15 protein-coding genes, 1 tRNA gene and 1 pseudogene are annotated in these 20266 nt (G+C 70.3%); 14 read left to right on the forward strand and 3 right to left on the reverse strand.

What is annotated here, in order from left to right:
- Together BGN97_RS12035 and BGN97_RS12040 are read left to right on the forward strand one after the other, a co-directional pair.
- On the forward strand, window positions 1-325 hold a 325-nt coding region (locus BGN97_RS12035; RefSeq protein WP_292701748.1), incomplete at its 5' end, for an NAD(+) diphosphatase.
- Window positions 322-2043, forward strand: coding sequence for an ATP-dependent helicase (locus BGN97_RS12040; RefSeq protein ID WP_292701750.1), 1722 nt, complete (start codon window positions 322-324; stop codon window positions 2041-2043). The genes BGN97_RS12035 and BGN97_RS12040, both read left to right, overlap by 4 nt.
- Window positions 2044-2856: 813 nt before the next feature.
- Here the strand turns inward: BGN97_RS12040 and BGN97_RS12045 are convergent.
- A complete protein-coding gene (locus BGN97_RS12045) occupies window positions 2857-4326 on the reverse strand; it encodes a zinc-dependent metalloprotease (RefSeq protein ID WP_292701753.1) in 1470 nt (489 codons plus the stop codon).
- A gap of 118 nt (window positions 4327-4444) precedes the next feature.
- On the opposite strand from BGN97_RS12045, the gene BGN97_RS12050 reads away from it, so the two are divergent.
- The 6 genes from BGN97_RS12050 to BGN97_RS12075 all read left to right on the forward strand — a co-directional run bounded on the left by BGN97_RS12050 (window position 4445) and on the right by BGN97_RS12075 (window position 11036).
- Window positions 4445-5539, forward strand: a complete 1095-nt coding sequence (locus tag BGN97_RS12050; protein ID WP_292701755.1) for a PDZ domain-containing protein — start codon at window positions 4445-4447, stop codon at window positions 5537-5539.
- A 60-nt stretch (window positions 5540-5599) separates the two neighbouring features.
- Window positions 5600-8512 (forward strand): UPF0182 family protein, encoded by a 2913-nt coding sequence (locus BGN97_RS12055; protein WP_292701758.1) that lies wholly within the window; start codon window positions 5600-5602, stop codon window positions 8510-8512.
- A gap of 168 nt (window positions 8513-8680) precedes the next feature.
- Entirely contained in the window at window positions 8681-8881 is a 201-nt protein-coding gene (locus BGN97_RS12060) for a DUF1918 domain-containing protein (protein WP_292701761.1), read from the forward strand.
- Window positions 8882-8977: 96 nt separating this feature from the next.
- Window positions 8978-9051, forward strand: a tRNA-Met gene (locus BGN97_RS12065).
- Window positions 9052-9312: 261 nt separating this feature from the next.
- Window positions 9313-10203 carry an amino acid permease gene (locus BGN97_RS12070; protein WP_292701763.1) on the forward strand — a complete coding sequence of 297 codons (891 nt, stop codon included), beginning with the start codon at window positions 9313-9315 and terminating at the stop codon, window positions 10201-10203.
- Between the two features lie 20 nt (window positions 10204-10223).
- Window positions 10224-11036, forward strand: coding sequence for a carbon-nitrogen hydrolase family protein (locus BGN97_RS12075; RefSeq protein ID WP_292701765.1), 813 nt, complete (start codon window positions 10224-10226; stop codon window positions 11034-11036).
- Window positions 11037-11182: 146 nt separating this feature from the next.
- On the opposite strand, the gene BGN97_RS12080 is transcribed toward BGN97_RS12075, so the two are convergent.
- Entirely contained in the window at window positions 11183-12382 is a 1200-nt protein-coding gene (locus tag BGN97_RS12080) for an aminotransferase class I/II-fold pyridoxal phosphate-dependent enzyme (protein ID WP_292701767.1), read from the reverse strand.
- Between the two features lie 97 nt (window positions 12383-12479).
- Between BGN97_RS12080 and BGN97_RS12085 the strand changes: the two genes are divergently transcribed.
- The 3 genes from BGN97_RS12085 to BGN97_RS12095 are packed head-to-tail and all read left to right on the forward strand — an operon-like array spanning window position 12480 to window position 16806.
- A complete protein-coding gene (locus BGN97_RS12085) occupies window positions 12480-14066 on the forward strand; it encodes a trypsin-like peptidase domain-containing protein (RefSeq protein ID WP_292701768.1) in 1587 nt (528 codons plus the stop codon).
- 53 nt (window positions 14067-14119) lie between these two features.
- Entirely contained in the window at window positions 14120-15373 is a 1254-nt protein-coding gene (locus tag BGN97_RS12090) for a CDP-glycerol glycerophosphotransferase family protein (RefSeq protein WP_292701770.1), read from the forward strand.
- Window positions 15370-16806, forward strand: coding sequence for a CDP-glycerol glycerophosphotransferase family protein (locus BGN97_RS12095; protein WP_292701772.1), 1437 nt, complete (start codon window positions 15370-15372; stop codon window positions 16804-16806). Before BGN97_RS12090 ends, BGN97_RS12095 begins: the two co-directional genes overlap by 4 nt.
- A 37-nt stretch (window positions 16807-16843) precedes the next feature.
- On the opposite strand, the gene BGN97_RS12100 is transcribed toward BGN97_RS12095, so the two are convergent.
- The gene (locus BGN97_RS12100) at window positions 16844-17881 is read right to left on the reverse strand and encodes a glycosyltransferase (protein WP_292702188.1); all 1038 of its coding nucleotides are present in this window, start codon (window positions 17879-17881) and stop codon (window positions 16844-16846) included.
- A gap of 147 nt (window positions 17882-18028) precedes the next feature.
- Here BGN97_RS12100 and BGN97_RS12105 point away from each other — a divergent pair, with 147 nt between their 5' ends.
- The 3 genes and pseudogenes from BGN97_RS12105 to BGN97_RS18510 form a co-directional block, all read left to right on the forward strand.
- Window positions 18029-19312 carry a CDP-glycerol glycerophosphotransferase family protein gene (locus BGN97_RS12105; protein WP_292701775.1) on the forward strand — a complete coding sequence of 428 codons (1284 nt, stop codon included), beginning with the start codon at window positions 18029-18031 and terminating at the stop codon, window positions 19310-19312.
- Window positions 19313-20077, forward strand: a complete 765-nt coding sequence (locus BGN97_RS12110; protein ID WP_292701779.1) for a biotin--[acetyl-CoA-carboxylase] ligase — start codon at window positions 19313-19315, stop codon at window positions 20075-20077.
- 93 nt (window positions 20078-20170) lie between these two features.
- A pseudogene (locus BGN97_RS18510) lies at window positions 20171-20266 on the forward strand (PH domain-containing protein); the annotation flags it as partial.

Genomic DNA, 20266 nt, shown 5'->3' on the forward strand with positions numbered 1-20266 from the left:
CGAGCTCTTCGAGGAGGCCGGAGTGCGCGTCCGCGACATCCGGTACGTCTCCTCGCAGGCGTGGCCCTACCCGCGATCCCTGATGCTGGGCTTCCGCGCGGTCGCCGTCGATGAGAGCACGGCGCCGGACGGCGAGGAGATCACCGAGGTGCGCTGGCTCACCCGCGACGAGATCGGCAGCGCCCTCGCCGGCGACGGCCCGGTCGGGCTCCCCGGCCCGGCCTCGATCGCTCGCAGGCTCATCGAGCACTGGTATCAGGAGCCATCGGGAACCGCCGTACGGGGCGGGCGCAGCGCTCCGCTCGCCCAGGAATCACCCGCGTGAGCGCGCTCGACGCTCTCGACGAACGGCAGCGGGAGGCGGCGTCCGTGCTGCGCGGACCCGTCGCCGTGCTCGCCGGCGCCGGCACCGGGAAGACCCGGGTGATCACGCACCGCATCGCGCACGGCGTCGACACGGGGGCGTACTCGCCGTCGCGCGTCATGGCCGTGACCTTCACCGCGAAGGCCGCAGGAGAGCTGCGCGGACGGCTCCGCGCGCTCGGCGTCGGCGGCGTCTCGGCTCGCACGTTCCACAGCGCCGCTCTCGCGCAGCTGAACTTCTTCTGGCCGACCCTCACCGGCGACACCGCGCCCTCGATCATCGACAACAAGGTGCGGATGCTGGGTCAGGCGGCCGATGCCATGCGCCTGCGTCCGAGCACCGCGACCCTGCGCGACATCGCCTCCGAGATCGAGTGGCGCAAGGTTTCGATGCTCTCCATCGAGCAGTACGCGCAGCAGGGACGGCCCATCACCGGCATCCGCCCGGAGCAGCTGCTCGAGCTGCAAGCCGCCTACGAGCAGCTCAAGGACGACCGCCGCCAGCTCGACTTCGAGGACGTGCTGCTCGCGTGCGCGGGCATGCTCGAGACCGAGCCCCGCGTCGCAGCGGCCGTGCACGAGCAGTACCGGCACTTCACGGTCGACGAGTACCAGGACGTCTCGCCGCTGCAGAACCGGCTGCTGGAGCTCTGGCTCGGCGATCGCCGCGACATCTGCGTCGTCGGTGATGCGAGCCAGACGATCTACTCCTTCGCGGGAGCCCAGCAGCGCTACCTGCTGGAGTTCGAGAAGCGCCATCCGGACGCCACCGTCGTTCGTCTGGAGACCAACTACCGCTCCCAGGCGCCCATTCTCGCCGCGGCGAACGCGCTCATGCACGGACGTCCTGGAGCGCTCGCCCTCGTGCCCGCGCGGAAGGACGCGCGTGCGGAGACGCCCACCGTGACGGCCTACGACAGCGAGCGCGAGGAGGCAGACGGCATCGCGTCGGCCATCGCCGATCGCATCGCCTCCGGCGTCTCGCCCTCCGACATCGCCGTGCTGTACCGCGCGCACGTGCAGTCCGCCGTGCTGCAGCAGGCGCTCGCCGCCCGCGGCATCGCCACGAGCGTGCTCGGAGGAACGCGCTTCTTCGACATGCCCGAGGTGCGTCAGGCGGTGCTCGGTCTGCGGGGCGCGGCCGTCGCACCCACGGATGCCGGGTTCCTGCCCACCGTGCGCGACGTGCTGCGCGGCCTGGGACTCACCGACGAGCCGCCGGCGGCCGGCGGCGCGCAGCGGGACGGGTGGGAGGCGCGCCGGGCGATCCTCCGCCTCGCCGAGGAGGCCCCGAAGGGCACCACGCTGCGGGTGTTCGCCGACGAGCTGATGGCGCGGGCGAAGGACCAGCACGAGCCGACCCTGCACACCGTGACGCTGTCGACCCTGCACGCCGCGAAGGGCCTGGAGTGGCCGCACGTGCTGCTGGCGGGCTGGGCCGAGGGCGCTCTGCCGATCTCCTACGCCTCGACGTTCGAGGCGGTCGACGAGGAGCGCCGCCTGGCCTACGTCGGCATCACGCGGGCCGCGCGTACCCTCGCGATCTCGTGGTCTCGCAGCGCGGGACGAGGGGAGCGGGCGCCGTCGCGGTTCCTCGCGGAGATCGGGACGACGTCTCGAGGCACGGGCATCCTGCGTGATGGCGCACCGAGCGCCAGGCGAGCCGCCCGTCGGGACTGACCCGCACCGTCAGCCCGGCCTGCTCCACCGGTGTGCGCAGCACGCGCGCCGCCAGCCTCGCCGCGACGGCGATCCGCGCTGCGGAGACCGACACCGAGCGGCCGACAAGCTGCGCGTGCAGCATCGGCCAGGCCGGGTCGCGCCGGGTCTCGTGCTCATCACGGCAGGACAGGCATGGCGTGCGGCCGGGGACGACGAGCGGACCGATCACGGCGGCCTCCCGTTCGAACGCGACGGGCAGATGCGATCGATCCTCGCGCAGGTAGGGCGCGAGCTGCAGTGCCGCCGCGGCGCCCTCGATCAGGACGAGTGCGACGGCATCGGGGGCGTCGGCATCCGCCACGGCGATGCCCTCGTCCTCGATCGCCTGCCGCATCCGCTCCAGGGCGCGGCCGTCCGACAGGTTGACGCCCTCGATGCTCACGGGCGGTGCGGGTGTCGGGTCGCTCACCAGTACTGGCCGGAGCCGGGCGAGCAGCTCGCGCGCGGCGACGCGGGGAGCCCCGACTCCGTGCGCCACTACATCGAAGGACGCCGGGCGGATGCCGGCCTGGAGACGCAGCAGCAGCGGTTCCACCCAGGGCTCGTCGACGTCGATCGAGACCACGCCCTCCAGCCCGAACTGCACGGTGCGCTCGTCCCGCCACAGCACCGGGTAGCGCGCATCGAGTCGGGTGATCGCGGGATCCGGTCGCGGGCTCATACCCCCGATTGTGGGCAATCCGCGGCATCCGCGGGCCGTGTCCGGACGATCTGTGGACGGATCCGCGGGACCGGCCGGCTGTGGAGGGAGAGTGGTCCGGGTGCGGGGACTCAGACCGGGCGGTCGCCCTCGGGACGGTCGTCGGACGCCGGGCCGCGACCGTCACCGTCGTCCGGACCGTCTCCGTCAGCGGAACCGTCCGGTCCAGCGGCATCGCCCTCAGGTTCCCCGGGGTCCTCGCCGTTCTCGCCGGGGGCACGGCCGAAGTCGTCGCCGTCCAGCAGGCGCGCGAGCGCCTCGTCGAACTCGTCGGCCGCGGGTGCCTCGCCGCGCTGCAGCGCCTGCAGTCGCTCGATCAGCGCCGTCGGGTCGTCGATGTCCTCCGAGGACGGCATGAGGTCGGGGTAGTCCCACAGCGAATCGCGGGCGGCGACGCCCACGGCATCCGTCACCGCCTTCCACATAGCGGACGCCTCGCGCAGTCGTCGCGGACGCAGTTTCAGGCCGACCAGCGCACCCAGCGCATCCTCGGCGGGGCCGCCGACTGCGCGACGCCGGCGAGCCGCCTCGGCGAGACGGGCGCCGTCGGGGAGCCGTGCGATGGCCTGGCCGGTGACCACGTCGACCCAGCCGTCGATCGTGGCGATGAGGTTCTCCAGGCGCGTGAGCGCCTCGCGCTGAGCATCCGTCTGAGCCGGCAGCAGGGCGCCGCCCTCGATCGCCGCGCGCAGCTCCTCAGGATTCGAGGGGTCCAGCCGGGAGGCGAGGTCCTCCAGGGCGTCGATGTCGACCGTCACGCCGCGGGCGAAGTCGGTGATCTGCGAGAGCACGTGCAGGTGCAGCCACTTGGCGTGCCGGTACAGCCGCGCGTAGGCCAGCTCGCGCACCGCGAGGTACAGGGCGATCTGGTCCTCGGGGATCTCCAGCCCCTCGCCGAACGCGGCGATGTTCTGCGGGATGACAGCAGCCGTTCCGGCGGGCAGCACCGGGATCCCCACGTCTCCGCCCGAGACGACCTCGAGCGACAGCCGGCCCAGCACCTGCCCGAACTGGGTGGCGAACAGCGAGCCGCCCAGCCCGCGCATCAGCTGGCCTGCGCCCTGCACCATGCCCTGCATCTCCTCGGGCACCTGCGTCTGCAGCGCGTCCATGAGGGCGTCGGCGATCGAGGTCGACACGGGCGTGGCGATCTCCTTCCACACCGGCAGGGTCTTCTGCACCCAGTCGCCGCGGGTCATCGCTTGCGGGGTCGTGGACAGCTCCGAGATCGTGGTGGCCTCGCTGAGCCACAGGTTCGCCAACCCGAAGGCATCCGCCAGCGACGACTGTGAGCCTGCGGTGATGCCGAGACCGTCCTGGTTGGCGATGTGCAGCGCGGCCCGCTCGGCGTTCTGCCACGGGTCGCCCGCGAACATGCCCTGCATCTGCGACATGAAGCCCTGCATCTGGGAGGGATCGATCGGCATGCCCTGCATGTTCGAGAGCGCCTCGCGGAGCTCCTCCGGGTCGATCTGCCCGCCGGACATCATGCGGCGCAGCATCTCCTCGAAGTCGGACGGATCGCGGTCGTCGTCTGTCATGCGAATGGCCCTCTCAGCATGCGCGTAGCGTGTGCGCTCTACGCTAGTCACACGATCCTGTGCTCCAGCCCTGGCAGCGGGGATATCTGTACGCCGCTCGCGAACGCCCGGAGGTCACGTGTCATCACGCCGCAGCAATGGCACGATCGTCGGCGTCGTCGCACTGAGCATCTCGTTGGTCGCGCTGGTCGGACTGACCTTCATCCCGACCCAGTACGTGATCCAGCGGCCCGGCCCGGTCTTCGACACGCTCGGCACGGCCAAGGGCAGCGACGGCGCCTCGGTCCCGCTCATCGAGGTGAAGGACGCCAAGACGTACCCGACCGGCGGCACGCTCGACCTCACCACGGTGCAGGTCATCGGCAACCGGCAGCGGACGCCCACGTGGTTCGAGCTGGCGCTGGCCTGGTTCGACCCGTCGCGGGCCGTCGTGCCGATCGACGCCGTCTTCCCGGAGGGCGTGACCAGCGAGCAGCGCGATCAGCAGAACGCCGCGCTGATGGTCGACTCCCAGCACGAGGCGACCGCGGCGGCCCTCACAGAGCTGGGCTACGACGTCGGCGCGCAGGTCGAGGTCGTCAGCGTGCTCAAGGACTCGCCTGCGGAGGGTCTGCTGAAGGACGGCGACCGAATCCTCGCGATCGACGGGGTCGACGTGAACTCGGCCACCCTGCTGCGCGACACGATCCAGAAGGCGAAGGGCTCCGAGGTCACGCTCAGCGTGAAGCGGGGGAGCGAGACCGACACCGTCGCGATCACCCCGAAGAAGACGAAGGATGCCAGTGGCGCCACCACCTGGCTGATCGGGATCACCCTCACGACCGACTACACCTTCCCCGTCGACGTCAAACTGCAGCTCGACAACGTGGGCGGTCCCAGTGCGGGCATGATGTTCGCGCTCGGGATCATCGACACGCTCACTCCCGGCGAGCTCAACGGCGGCGTGAACGTGGCCGGCACCGGCACGATCGACGCCGCAGGGGATGTCGGGCCCATCGGCGGCATCCGTCAGAAGCTGTTCGGCGCCCGCGATGCCGGTGCGACGGTGTTCCTCGCCCCGGAGAGCAACTGCGACGAGGTGGTCGGCCACATCCCGGACGGGTTGAAGGTGTTCAAGACGGCCACGCTGCAGGACTCTCTCGACATCCTCGAGGTCATCGCCGACCACGGCGACACCTCGAAGCTGCCGGTCTGCACCGCATCCGCCAAGTGATGTCTTCGCCCTGGGCGGAACCCGGGGTGCTGTCATAGGTGCCCTGCTTAGGATGGGACGGTGACCACCTCCTCATCCCTCCCGCCGGCCACACGCAGCGCCTCGCGCCGGATCCTCGCCGTCTCGGTGGCGATCATCGTCGCCCTGATCGCCGCGTTCTTCATCTTCGCGTCGCTGTACACCGAGTACCTCTGGTTCGACCAGCTGAAGTTCACGAACGTCCTGACCACGCAGTGGATCGCCACGGTCTCGATGTTCGGGCTCGGCTTCCTCGGGATGGCGCTGCCGATCTTCCTGTGCATCCAGCTCGCCTACCGGCTCCGTCCGGTGTACGTGCGGCTGAGCTCGCAGCTGGACCGCTACCAGGAGGTCATCGAGCCGCTGCGCCGGCTGGCGATGTGGGGGATGCCGGTGTTCTTCGGCATCTTCGCGGGCTTCGCCGCCGCCGGCAACTGGAAGACCGTGTGGCTGTGGGCCAACGGCGTCAGCACCAAGACGCTGGACCCGGAGTTCCAGCTGGACACGGGCTTCTACCTCTTCGCGATGCCGTTCTACTCGATGCTGCTGGCGTTCGTCTCGGCCGTGCTGCTGCTGTGCCTGGTGATCACCGCGCTGGTGTCCTACCTGTACGGCTCGGTGCGCATCGGCCAGCGCGAGCTGCGCATCTCCAAGCCCGCGCGCATCCAGCTCGCGGTGCTCGCCGGCCTCTACCTGGCCGTGCAGGCCGTGAGTCTGTGGCTGGACCGCTACCTCACGCTGGTGCAGCCGGAGGGCCGCATCACCGGTGCGGGATACACCGGAGTGAACGCCACGATCCCCGGACTCGCGATCCTGTCGATCATCGCCGCCGTCGTCGCCGTGCTGTTCCTCATCACCGCCGTGATCGGCCGCTGGCGCTTCCCACTGGCCGCCACCGCGCTGCTGATCGTCGCCTCGCTGGTGGTGGGCATGGGCTACCCGTGGGTGGTCACCACCTTCCAGGTGAAGCCGAACGAGAACAGCTATCAGGCGCAGTACTACGAGCGGAACATCAACGCCACCAAGGAGGCGTTCGGCGTCGCGGACATGGAGGTCACTCCGTTCAAGGCGACCACCGACACCACGGCCGGTCAGCTGCGCGCGGATGCCGACACCACGGCATCCATCCGCATCATGGACCCGGCCGTCATCGGCCCGACCGTCCGCCAGCTCGAGCAGTACCGCTCGTACTACCAGTTCGCCACCGACATGGACGTCGACCGCTACACGATCGACGGGAAGAAGCAGGACACCGTCGTCTCGGTCCGCGACCTCGACATGAACAAGCTCGGCGGCGGAGACAGCTGGAACAACCGCGCCGCGGTGTACACGCACGGCTACGGCCTGGTCGCCATGGCGGGCAACGAGCGCACCTCGGACGGCGACCCGGTCTTCCTGGAGCAGGGCATCCCCACCTCGGGCTTCCTGACCGACAGCGAGCACTTCGAGCCGCGCGTGTACTTCGGCGAGACCTCGCCGGAGTACTCGATCGTGGGCGCGCCGGAGGGCACCAAGCCCGTCGAGATCGACTACCCGCGCGGTCAGGACAGCGAGAGCCGCGACACCAAGACCACGTTCACCGGCAACGGCGGACCGCGGATCGGCAACACGTTCACCAAGCTGCTGTACGCGCTGAAGTTCCAGTCCGAGCAGATCCTGTTCTCGAACCTGGTCAACTCCGACTCGCAGATCCTGTACGACCGCGACCCGCTCACGCGCGTGAAGAAGGTCGCCCCGTACCTGACGCTGGACCACGACCCGTACCCGAGCGTCGTGGACGGCCACATCGTGTGGATCGTCGACGGCTTCACCACCAGCGCGTCGTACCCGTACTCCAAGACGGTCAGCATGCAGGACGCCATCGCGGACTCGAAGACGCCGGCCTCCGCGGTCGCGTTCGACAACATCAACTACATCCGCAACTCGGTCAAGGCCACCGTGGACGCCTACGACGGCTCGGTCAAGCTGTACGCCTGGGACGACCAGGACCCGGTCCTGAAGGCCTGGGAGAAGATCTACCCGGCCACCGTCAAGCCGATCAGCGACATGTCGGCCGACCTGATCAGCCACGTGCGGTACCCGACCGACCTGTTCAAGGTGCAGCGCGACATCCTCGGCGTCTACCACATCGACGATGCCGGCTCCTTCGCGCAGGAGGACAACCGCTGGCAGACGCCGGAGGACCCCCGGGAGAAGGGTCAGCTGCAGCCGCCGTACTACCTGTCCATGAAGATGCCGGGTCAGGACGAGCCGCGGTTCTCGATGTTCTCGACGTTCATCCCCGCCGACGGCGCCGGCGACAGCCGGCAGGTGCTGATGGGCTACCTGGCGGTCGACTCGGATGCCGGCGACAAGGCGGGCGTGAAGGCGAAAGACTACGGCAAGCTTCGGATGCTGGAGATCGACACCTCCACCACCGTGCCGGGCCCCGGTCAGGTGCAGAACACGTTCGACTCGAACGCCAGCGTGGCCGAGAAGCTGAACGTGCTCACGATCGGCAAGTCGGAGGTGAAGTACGGCAACCTGCTGACTCTGCCGGTCGGTGGCGGTCTGCTGTACGTGCAGCCGGTGTTCGTGCAGTCGTCCGAGGGCACCAAGCTGCCCACGCTGCGCAAGATCCTCGTCGCCTTCGGTGACCGGGTCGCGTTCGAGGACACCTTGACCGAGGCGCTCGACGCGCTGTTCGGCGGCGACGCCGGTGCGCCGGGCGGCGACGAGGGCGTGACCCCGAATCCTGGGGACGGCGGCACCACGCCGCCGGATCAGGGCGGTACCACTCCTCCCACCTCGTCGGATGCCATGAAGCAGGCGCTTGCGGATGCCGGAGCGGCGCTCGCGGCCCGGAACGCGGCGCTGCGCGACGGCGACCTCTCCGAGTTCGCCGTCCAGGACGAGAAGCTCACCGCCGCGGTCCAGAAGATCCTCGAGCTGGAGGGTCAGACCGCGGGGGAGTAGTCCGCGTCTGCGGAGATGTGCAGAATCTCGGAGGGATCCACTCGGATGCCTCCGAGATTCTGCATTTCTCCGAAGTTCTGCCGCAGGACTCCCAGCTGCAGACTGCCACTGGCAGTCCGGGGCGGACGCGCGGACAATGAGAGCATCAGGCTGCAGGAGGTGGTCGGGATGCGAGCAGAAGTGGGATCGCGCATCAGGATCCATGGCGCACGGGTGGGGAACTCGGAGCGGCACGGCGAGGTGCTGGAGACGCGCGGGGAGGACGGCGGACCGCCCTATCTGGTGCGGTTCGACGACGGCGCGGAGTCGCTGATCTTCCCCGGCCCGGACTGCGAGCTGGAGCATCAGGGGGACGCCGCCAAGGCGTGAGCGCACGGTCGACGGGCGCGCGACACGCCCGCCCGTCGCGCGGGAGGCCGCTCGATTCGCCTCCTGTTCACCTGCGTGTTAGGCTTTAAGACGTGCCGCGGGGTGGAGCAGTTCGGTAGCTCGCCGGGCTCATAACCCGGAGGTCGCAGGTTCAAATCCTGTCCCCGCAACAAAGAGAAGAAGGCCCGGTCCGCAAGGATCGGGCCTTCTTCGCGTCTGCGGCATCCGATCGCGCAGGGACCGCCGCGATCGTCTGTGATCCCAGACGCAGATTCCCGCATCCGGTCGGGGAGCGACCCGCCGATGGGTTTTCATCGTAGGAATCCGCACGGTCCGGGCCTCGCGATGAAGCCCGGATCACGTGATCGGCCGGTCCGTTCGAAGGAGAATCGTGCACACCACCGAGACCTCGCAGACGCGGGCTCTGGGGCGTGCTCGCGTCGCTGACGATCGTCATGTTCGCGTTCGGCGGCACCGAGGTCATCGGCATCACGGCGGGCGAGGCGGAGAATCCGAAGAAGGTGCTGCCGCGCGCCATCAACTCGGTTCCGGTCCGCATCCTGCTGTTCTACGTGCTGGCGCTCGGCGTGATCATGATGATCCAGCCGTGGGACACCATCGACGGCGAGGCGAGTCCGTTCGTCTCGATCTTCAGCAGCCTGGGTCTCGCCGGCGCGGCGAACGTCCTGAACCTCGTCGTCATCGCGGCGGCGCTGTCGGCCATCAACGCCGACATCTTCGCGGCAGGGCGCATGCTGCACGGGCTGGCGGAGCAGGGTCAGGCGCCCCGCGCGTTCGCGCGCACGACCAGGGTGGGCGTGCCGTTCATGACCGTGCTCACCATGGTCGCGGCCCTCCTGGTGGGCGTGCTGCTGAACGTCTGGTTCCACGACCAGATCTTCTTCCTCATCGCGGCTCTGGCCACCTTCGCGATGGTCTTGGTCTGGCTGATGATCCTCGTGTCCCACGCCCGGATGAAGGCCGAGATCACGCGCGAGAAGAAGCTGCCCTCCGAGTTCCCGGCGCCGCTCTGGCCGGTGGGGAACTACGTGGCCATGGCCGTCATCGCCCTCGTCGTCGTGCTCATCGGCATCATCCCCGACAGTCGTCCGGCGCTCGTGGTCGGGGCGATCTGGATCGCCCTGCTCGCCGCGGCGTACTTCGGGTTCGTCCGGGGCACGGGGAGGGTCCGGAAGGAGCTCGTCGACGAGACGGCGGCCATCCCCGGCATCCGCCTCGAGTCGGAGGACATCGCCGGGGTGGACGTGGAGGACGCGGACGACGCCGTCGACGAGGAGGGCGAGCCGGAGCGCACCCGCTGATGATGCGCGAGGATGGGCACATGACCGCATCCGCTCCGCTTGTCGCCGTCTGCCAGTTCGCGCCCACCGCATCGCGGGGGTCCAATCGTGCGCGCATCGCGGGACTCGTCGCGGATGCCGCGGGTCGCGGCGCCCGGGTGATCGTGCTTCCGGAGTACAGCAGCTTCTTCGTCGACCCGATGGACGACTCGCTCGCTGCCAACGCAGAGCCGGTCGGCGGGGAGTTCGTGCAGACCCTGCAGGGGCTCGCGGCTGAGCACGGCGCCGTCATCGTCGCGGGCATGGTCGAGACCGCGGACGCAGGCCGCGTGCACAACACGCTGGTCGCGGTGTCGGATGCCGGAGTGCAGGCGATCTACCGCAAGCAGCACCTCTACGATGCGTTCGGCCAGACCGAGTCGGACTGGATCGAGCCCGGAGAGCTCGGCCAGGCGTCGGTGTTCGACGCCTGTGGCATCCGGTTCGGGATGATGACCTGCTACGACCTGCGCTTCCCGGAGGTCGCGCGCACGCTCGTCGATGCCGGAGCGGATGCCCTGATCGTGCCCGCCGAATGGGTGCGCGGCCCCCTCAAGGAGCATCACTGGAGCACCCTGCTCACCGCGCGCGCCGTCGAGAGCACCGCGTACGTGATCGCCGCCGACCATCCCGCACCGATCGGCGTCGGTCTGTCGCAGGTGATCGACCCGCAGGGCGTGTCTGTCGCCGGGGTCAGCGCGGGGGAGGGCATCGCCCTGGCATCCGTCGACCCGCAGCTGATCGCACGCACCCGTGAGACCAATCCCGTCCTGCGGCTGCGCCGCTACGCCGTGGTCCCGCGGCAGACCTCGTGAGCGTCGTCGCCTTCGAACCGGACGCCTGACGCGGGGAACGCGACACAGATCGGGGGCCGACACGCCAGATGACGGACGGATTCGCGGGAAACGTCCGAAATCTGGCGTGTCGGCCCCCGGAGTGTGACAGTCGGAAGCCGTGCGCCTCAGCCGAGCGCCGCGAGCCGGCGGGCGGCCTCCTCGAGCACGTCGACCCTCTTGCAGGCGGCGAAGCGCACCAGCCCCGCGTAGTCGCCGTGGTGCTCCGGAGCGACGAACGCGGTGATCGGGATCGCCACCACTCCGGCGCGCTCCGGAAGAGCGCGGCAGAAGGCCATGGCATCCGCCCCTCCCAGCGTCGTGGCGTCGGCGACCGTGAAGTACCCGCCCTGCGGTGGGTGCACGTCGAACCCTGCCGTGCGCAGCGCATCGCCGAGGATGCGGTGCTTGTGCAGCAGCGTCGCGCGGGCGTCGTCGAAGTAGGAGTCCGGGAGTCGCAGACCGACGGCGATCGCCGGCTGGAAGGCCGAGCCGTTCACGTAGGTGAGGAACTGCTTCACGGTGAGCACCGCGGTGATCAGCTCGGCAGGACCGTGCACCCACCCGATCTTCCAGCCTGTGGCCGAGAACGTCTTGCCGCCCGAGGAGATGGTCAGCGTCCGCTCGGCGGCGCCGGGCAGCGTCGCGATCGGCACGTGCGGCGCCGAGAACGACAGGTGCTCGTACACCTCGTCTGTCACGATGACCGCGTCGTGCCGATTCGCCAGTCGCACGACCTCCGCCTGCACTTCGGGGCCGAACACCGCGCCGGTCGGGTTGTGCGGGTCGTTCACGAGGATGATCCGGGTGCGGTCGTTCACGACGGCGGCGAGCTGATCCAGATCCGGCTGGAAGTCGGGGAGCCGCAGCGGAACCGTGCGCAGGCGCGCTCCGGCCAGTGCCACGACCGCCGCGTAGGAGTCGTAGTACGGCTCGAAGACGACCACCTCGTCCTCGGGCGAGTCGATCAGCGCGAGCAGGGTCGCCGTGAGCGCCTCGGTGGCGCCGGCGGTGACGAGGACCTCGGTGTCGGGGTCCGCCTCCAGGCTGTAGAAGCGGCGCTGGTGCTCGCTGATCGCGAGCCGCAGGTCCGGGATGCCGCGCCCCGGCGGGTATTGGTTCGCGCCGTGCGCGATGGCATCCTTCGCCGCCTCCAGCACCACCGACGGACCGTCCTCGTCGGGGAAGCCCTGCCCGAGGTTGATCGCGTCGAATCGGACCGCCGCCGCAGACATCTCTGCGAAGATGGTGGGCGCGACTTCGCCCTGTGGGGAGAGCAGACCTGCTCCTGCTGCGGTGCGCCGCCAGGCGCCGGGAACGACATCCATGCAGAACAGGCTAAGACCATAGGAGAAATCCAACTTCGCCATATGAAAACCACAGGGACGCTTGTCAGTCTGATGGTGCGCCTGGAAGGAGCAGATCATGAACGACAACAACACCAACGGTGAGGTCCCCGACCCCGGGATGCCGAACGCCGGCTTGACGCCGCCGAACCCTCCGTTCTCCGCACCGGGTGCGCCCGCCGCGGCCGACCAGCCTCAGGCCGGTCAGCCCGCCACCGGCGCGTACGGCGCCCCGCAGTCCCCGGGCTGGCAGCCACCGTACGGGGCGCAGCAGCCGACTCAGCAGACCGCATCGCAGGCTCACTACAGCGGCCCCGCGCCCCTCGCACCGCACCCGACGGGATCCGCGTTCGGCGGCGTCGCGCAGAACGCGCAGTCGCACCCGACCGAGCCGACCCTCCCCCTCGACCCGACGCTGCTCGCCGCGCCGGCCGGGACCTCCGACGCGGCATCGCCCGGCAAGGGCGGCGCGACACTCAAGGTCGCCGGCATCCTGCTCGCAGCGGCCCTGGTGGGCGGCGTGGCGGGCTTCGGTGGCAGCGCGATCGGCGGCTCCCTGAACGGCACACCCGTCTCGCAGACCGCGACCGGACCGCAGACCGTCACGGTCAACAACCCCGGCTCCGTGAACCAGACCACCGCGATCGCGGCCGACGTGCTCCCCTCGGTCGTGACGATCAACGTCGCCGGCTCCCAGGAGTCGGGCAGCGGATCCGGAGTCATCCTGTCCAAGGACGGCTACGTCATGACCAACACGCACGTCGTCACCCTCGGCGGCGCCGTCGCGGACCCGACGATCACGGTGACCACCTCCGACGGCCACATCTACTCGGCCACCGTCGTCGGCACCGACCCGATCTACGACCTCGCGGTCATCAAGCTGAAGGATGCGACCGGCATCAAGCCCATCGAGTTCGGCAACTCCTCCAAGCTCAACGTGGGCGACGCGGCCGTCGCGGTCGGCGCCCCGCTCGGCCTGTCGAACTCGGTCACCGACGGCATCGTCAGCGCGCTGAACCGCAGCATCCAGGTCGCCTCCTCGGCCGTGCCGAAGAACTCCGACTCGCAGCAGAACGGCGACGGCGGCAACGGCAACGGCAACCCGTTCCAGTTCGATCTGCCGGGCCAGAGCCAGAGCCAGCAGCCGCAGCAGTCGATCTCGATCGCGGTCATCCAGACCGACGCGGCGATCAACCCCGGAAACTCCGGCGGCGCGCTCGTCGACAGCCAGGGCCGCCTGATCGGCGTGAACGTCGCCATCGCGACCGCGGGCCAGTCCTCGTCGTCGTCCAGTGAGCCCGGCTCCATCGGCGTCGGCTTCGCCATCCCGGCGAACATCGCCAAGCGGGTCTCCACCGAGATCATCGAGAACGGGTCCGCCACGCACGGCCTGCTCGGTGCTCAGGTGCAGGATGCGGCCTCGCTGAAGGACGCGACCATCGCCGGAGCCGTGATCGCCAAGCCCACCGCGGGCGGGGCGGCGGAGAAGGCCGGGCTGCAGTCCGGCGACATCATCACGGAGTTCGACGGACTGCCCATCGGCAGCGCCACCGACCTCACCGCCCAGGTGCGCGCCGAGGCCGCCGGATCCACGGTGCAGATCACGTACGTCCGCGACGGCAAGACCTACACCACCGAGGCCACACTGGGCGAGCTCAAGCTCTGAGCACCCTCAGTCCACGGTCAGTTCAGGACGCCACCCCGCGATAGGCTCGCGGGGTGGCGTCCTTCTCGTTCGGAACCGGCAACGCGGCCAAACTGCTCCGCCTGCCGTTGTATGCCGCGGGACGCATAGGAACCCTGATCGTCCCGCGCGGACGCACCTGGGTGTTCGGGTGCGGGGCGGGAATCGGCGACGGCGCCCTCGCGCTGCTGCGTGAGGCTCAGGCCCAGGGGCATCGCACGCTCTGGCTGGTGCGCTCGCCGCGAGAGCAGGCGGATGCCAGGGCTCTGGGCATCCGCACGCGCCGCCGCGACGGCATCCGCGGATGGTGGGCGACCGCCCGCGCCGAGGTCATCGTCGTCACCCACGGTCTGGGGGACGTCAACCGCTACGGCAGCACGGACGGCTTCGTCGTGCAGCTCTGGCACGGCATCCCGCTCAAGCGCATCGGCCTGGACTCGCCGGTCACCGCGCAGGTCCCTGCGCGTCTCCCCGGCGCGGCCCTGCTGCGCCGGCTGCTGACCGTCGCCTACCGTGGAGCGGCGCAGCGGATCCGCGTGCTCCCTGCGGCCTCGCACCGCTCCCGCGGCCGCCTCGAATCCGCGTTCGGTCTCGGCGACGACCGGGTGGTCGTCACGGGGGAGCCGCGCGTCGACGTGCTGTCGGCGGGAACGCCGGGGGAGCGACGCGCCGCGGCGACGACGCTGCTCACCCGCACCGGTCCGCTCCTGCCGCAGCAGCGCGTGCTGCTGTACGCGCCGACCTGGCGCGACGGCGCAGCCGACCCCGCCGTGCCGGATGCCGCGCAGTGGGTCCGGATCGTGCGGATGCTGGAGCAGCACGACGCCATCCTGTTCATCCGCTCGCATCCGCTGGGCGAGGGCTCGTACTCGCCGCCGTGGTCCAGCGGACGGGTCCGGATGCTCAACTCGGAGCTGTTGCCCGACGTCACCCCCGCGCTGCCACGGGTGGACCTGCTGGTGACGGACTACTCCTCGATGGCGTACGACGTGGGACTGCTGGCCATGCCGGTGGTGTACCTGGCACCGGACGTCGACGACTACGCGCGTGAGCGCGGCTTCTACGGGCGCTACGAGGATGTCGCAGGCGACGACTACGCTCGCGACTGGGACGGCGCGATCGAGCAGATCGACGCCGTGCTGGGCGACGACGACGTACGCGCAGAGCGTGCGGAGCGGTCGGCGGCGCTCAGCGAGGACATGCACGCCTATCGCGACGGGCGCAACGCCCACCGCGTCTACAGGTCCATCCGCGCGCGGGGGATCCCCGCGCCGAAGGGAGCACGATGACCACCGCTCGCATCGATGAGCAGACGCAGACGCTGATCGTCGCGGGGACCGGACCGCGCCCGGCATCCGCCGCACTGACCGGATCGCGTGCGCAGGTCACGGCGAAGGTGACCGGAGGCGGCAGGACCTGGAAGGCGACGTTCCCGCTGCGCGCCGCGCGCTGGGGCGGCGCGGAGCTGCCGCTGCCTGCGGGCGAGTACGCGCTGTCCGTCGAGGGGGAGGACCTCTCCGAGGTCGCCGTCGAGCCCACGCTGCTGCCGATCCTGCGCGTCGAGGCGCACGGATCGGTCGTGACGATCGCTCCGCCACTGGATCCGGTGTACGAGACCGCCGAGGGGCAGCGCACCCTCGAGGAGCGGTACGTGTCGCAGATCGGCGCCGGCGAGAACGCGGTGTTCTTCGAGAGCTTCTACGGGCAGACCTCGGGCTGCAACCCGCGTGCCATCGATCGGGTGCTCGCCGAGCGCGCGCCGTCGGTGACGCGGTACTGGGCGGTCACCGACCTGTCGGTGGAGGTGCCCGAGGGCGCCGTCGCCGTCGTCGAGGGCAGCCCGGAGTGGTGGCGGGCGAGGGCTGCCGCGCGGATGCTGATCGTCAACGACTGGCTGCGGCGGCGCTTCGTGCGCAAACCCGGCCAGCGGGTGCTGCAGACGTGGCACGGCACGCCTCTCAAACGGCTCGCCCTGCACCGGCCGGGGTTCGACCCCCGGCGGATGGCGGCCGTGGTGAAGGAGTCCCGTCGCTGGGACGCCCTGCTGGCGCAGAACGTCTACGCCGCGCGCGTGCTGAAGAAGGCCTATGCGTTCTTCGGCAAGCCGATCTGGACGGACGGCTACCCGCGCAACGACCTGCTCGTCACCGGAGATCCCGCTCCCGTGCGCGAGGCGCTCGGGATCGGACCCGACGAGCGCGTGCTGCTGTACGCGCCCACCTGGCGCGACGACCGCTCCGAGATGGTGGACTTCATCGATCCGGAGCAGCTGGCGTCGAAGACCGACTCGGTGGTGCTCGTGCGCGGACACTCGCGCACGCTCAAGCCCGGTCGCGACCGGGCGGGGTCCCGTGTCATCGACGTGACCGGCTACCCGGAGACCTCGCGACTGCTGCTCATCGCGGATGCCCTGATCACCGACTACTCGTCGGTGATGTTCGACTTCAGCGTGACGGGGCGGCCGATGTACTTCCTGGTGCCCGATCTGGAGCATTACCGGGGCGAGCTGCGCGGCTTCTACTTCGACCTCGCCGAGCGCGCCCCGGGGCCGCTCGTGCGCTCGCAGGACGAGCTGATCCGTGCGCTGGCGGATGCCGAGGGCCCTGACGCGTATCGCGAGCACTACGCGGCATGGACCTCGCAGTTCAATCGTCTCGATGACGGGGGAGCCGCGGATCGGGTGGTCTCCCGCATCCTCGACCAGGGCTGGCTGACCGCCTGAGCGACCGCCGCGTCTCCGTGCCCCTCGATGGGGCTCGTCAGGGGAGCGGTGTGTTCTGCGATCCGAGGCGCGAGGCGTCCACCGTGTCCCCGGCTCCGCGGAGCACGCCGGCGAGGAACCCGAGACCCCAGGCGAAGTGCATCGTGGGCAGAACGGCGAGGGTCCACAGCCGCTCGTGCAGCCCGCGCGGTCCTCGTGCGATCCCGAGGCCGCCCAGGCCGACGGCGAGCACCAGCAGGACGTACGCGACCAGGGGAAGGTAGACCGCGCTCGCGATGAGCGATGGGAGCCCGTGCAGCACGCCGGTCAGCTGCAGGATGCCGACGATCACAGCCAGCGCGGTGAGCACCACCAGCGCCGGCGGGGCGAAGAATCGCAGGCTGTTGCTGCGCCCGTACCGGCGCACCAGTTCACCGCGCCAGGCGCCCGTGGCGCGGAACTGACGTGTCAGCCGCCACCAGCTCTCCCGCGGCCAGTACGTGACCGACAGCGTCGGGTCGAACCACACCAGATGGCCGGCCTGACGGATGCGCAGGTTCAGCTCCCAGTCCTCGCCGCGACGGATGCTCTCATCGAACAGGCCGACCTCGTCGAGCACCTCGCGCCGCATGACGCCGAGGTACGCGGACTCAGCCTCGCCCTCGGGGGCGCCGCCGTGGTACGCGCCGCCGCCCAGTCCGACGGGGGAGTTGTACAGCCGCGCCACCGCGCTCTGGAACGGGGTCCTGCCGTCGGCGCGCATGACACCGCCGACGTTCGCGGCGCCGGTGCGCTGCAGCGTCTCCAGCGCCCGCCGCGCGTAGCCGGGGGAGAGCTCGGAGTGCGCGTCCACGCGGATGATCGTGGGATACCGGCTCGCTCGGATCGCGGCGTTCAGGCCGACCGGGATGTGCGCATGCGGGTTCTGCACCAGGCGGATGCGGGCGTCGCCGTCGGCGAGGCGCTGCGCGAGCGCCGTCGTCCCGTCGCTGGAGGGCCCGAGTGCCAGGACAAGCTCGGTGGGTCCGTCGACGTCCTGCGCGAGCACGGACTGCACCGCGTGCTCCAGGTAGTCGATCTCGTTCAGCACGGGCATGACGAAGGAGACGCCGTCGGAGTCGGTCCTGTCGTTGTGCTGCACCCGTCGATCATGTCATGCGGCGCGGTGGCGCGACTCGGCGGATTCGGAGGTTGCCCTGTCACCGGCTCGGAGCGCGGGCATCCCACCCCGTATTCTGGACGGATGGGTGTGGTCTCTGACGGGAAGAAGGCGTATCGGCTGCTGCGGAAGGCGCTCACCTCGCGCTCGGCCGTGCAGCGGGTCCGTCGCACGCTCGCCGCTCAGGAGCCGCTCGAGCCGGGCCGCTACCGGGTGGCGGTGTACTTCGCCGACGGCGCCGTGAACATGTACCAGATGCGGCAGTGGTACCGCCCGCTCCAGGGGCTCGCCGAGCGCTGGCCGGTGGTGGTGCTCTCCCGCAGCGCGACGGGTGCGGAGAAGCTGATCGAGGAGAGCGGCCTTCCGGTGGCCTTCGTGCCCACCGTGCGCAACCTCGAGAAGTTCCTCGCCAAGCAGGACATCCGCGTGGTGCTGTACGTCAACCAGAACACCCGCAACTTCCAGATGTTCCGGTACGGGCGCCGCTGGCACGTGTTCATCAACCACGGCGAGTCCGACAAGATGTACATGACCACGAACCAGTACAAGGCGTACGACTACGCGCTGATCGCCGGTCAGGCGGCCCGCGACCGGCTCAGTCGCACGCTGTGGGACTTCGATCTCGATCGGCGCACGATCGAGATCGGCCGTCCGCAGGCCGACCACTACTCCGGGACGCTGCCCTACACACCCGATGAGCGCACCGTCGTCCTGTACGCGCCGACCTGGGAGGGCGACCGCCCGTCCGCGCACTACGGCTCCATCGCCACGCACGGAGAGGCACTCATGCGTGGCCTCCTCGCCAGCCCCCGGCATCGCGTCATCTACCGCCCGCATCCCCGCAGCGGCGTCGTGAACGAGGAGTACGGCGCGGCGCATCAGCGCATCCTCGACGCGATCGCCGCGGCCAACGCCGCCGACCCCTCCGCGCATCACGTCTACGACGACGGTCCGGACCTCGGCTGGCAGCTCGCAGCCGCCGACGTCGCCGTGGTCGACATCTCGGCCATGGTCTACGACCGGCTCGCCGCGGGCAAGCCCCTCATGATCACGCGGCCCGCCGATGAGCGCGCATCGATCGACACGACCGGATACCTGTCGGCGTGCGAATGGCTCACGGTCTCGGGCGCGGAGGACATCCTCGCCGAGGTCGAGCGGGTGAGCGCGGATGCCGAAGCCGTCGCCCGCCTGCGCACCTGGGTGCAGCACTACTTCGGCGACACCACGCCGGGCGCGGCCACCGCCAAGTTCCACGGCGCCATCGAGCAGCTGATGCAGAAGTGGGACGAGTGGCACGCACGCGACGCCGTGGAGTCCGGGCCGGATGATGACGACGTGAGCGACGACGACGAGGACGACGAGGACTGAATGGACCTGACCAGGGCCTCCGCCGTCGCCTCGCGCCTGCTCGTGCTGCCCGAGTGCGGCTCGACCAACGCCGAACTGCGCGGGCGGGCGGCGGATGCCGTCGACTGGCCGCACCTCTCGGTGCTGCTGACCGACACGCAGACCTCGGGTCGCGGGCGCCTGGACCGCACCTGGACCACACCGGCGGGCGCCGCGCTCGCCGTCTCGGTGCTGCTGCGCGACCTGCCCGTCGACGTCGACCTGTGGGGCTGGATCCCGCTGGCGGCTGGGGTGGCGATGACGGACGCCGTCACCGCGCAGCTGCCCGGTCACGAGGTCGGACTGAAGTGGCCCAACGACGTGCTCGTCGACGGCCGCAAGATCTGCGGCATCCTCGCCGAGGTGACCGGAGGCGCGATCGTGGTCGGCACGGGTGTCAACACGGCCATGACCGCTGACCAGCTCCCGGTCCCGACCGCGACCTCTTTCGCGGCGCTCGGCGTCGAGGCCGGCGTCGACCGGCTTCTCGCCGATTACCTGACCGGGCTGGCGGCCGGGGTCGGAGCACTCGCCCGGCACGCGGATGCCGCGGCATCCGGACTTCACGACGCCGCGACCTCGCGCTGCCTCACGCTCGGCCAGGACGTCGACGTGTCCCTGCCCGACGGCAGCGTGCTCACCGGACGGGCCGTGCGTCTCGCATCCGACGGCCGTCTGGTCGTCGACGACGGCCGAGCCGAGCACGCGGTGGCCTCGGGCGACGTCGTGCACGTGCGCCCGGCCTGATCAGGACACACCTGGGTCCCTGAGCCCGACGAAGGGCCGTACGGGCACAATGGAGGGGTGACCCAGCCCGTGACGCTCGGCGGACGGCCGATGATGCCGCCGCCCGGCGCGCCCGTGGAGGAGCTGCTGGTGGCGCGGTTCCGCAGTCATGCGCGGCGTCTCTTCTGGTCCGCCCTGGTCCTGATCGGC

This window comes from Microbacterium sp. 69-10 (assembly GCF_001897945.1).
Lineage (GTDB): Bacteria > Actinomycetota > Actinomycetes > Actinomycetales > Microbacteriaceae > Microbacterium.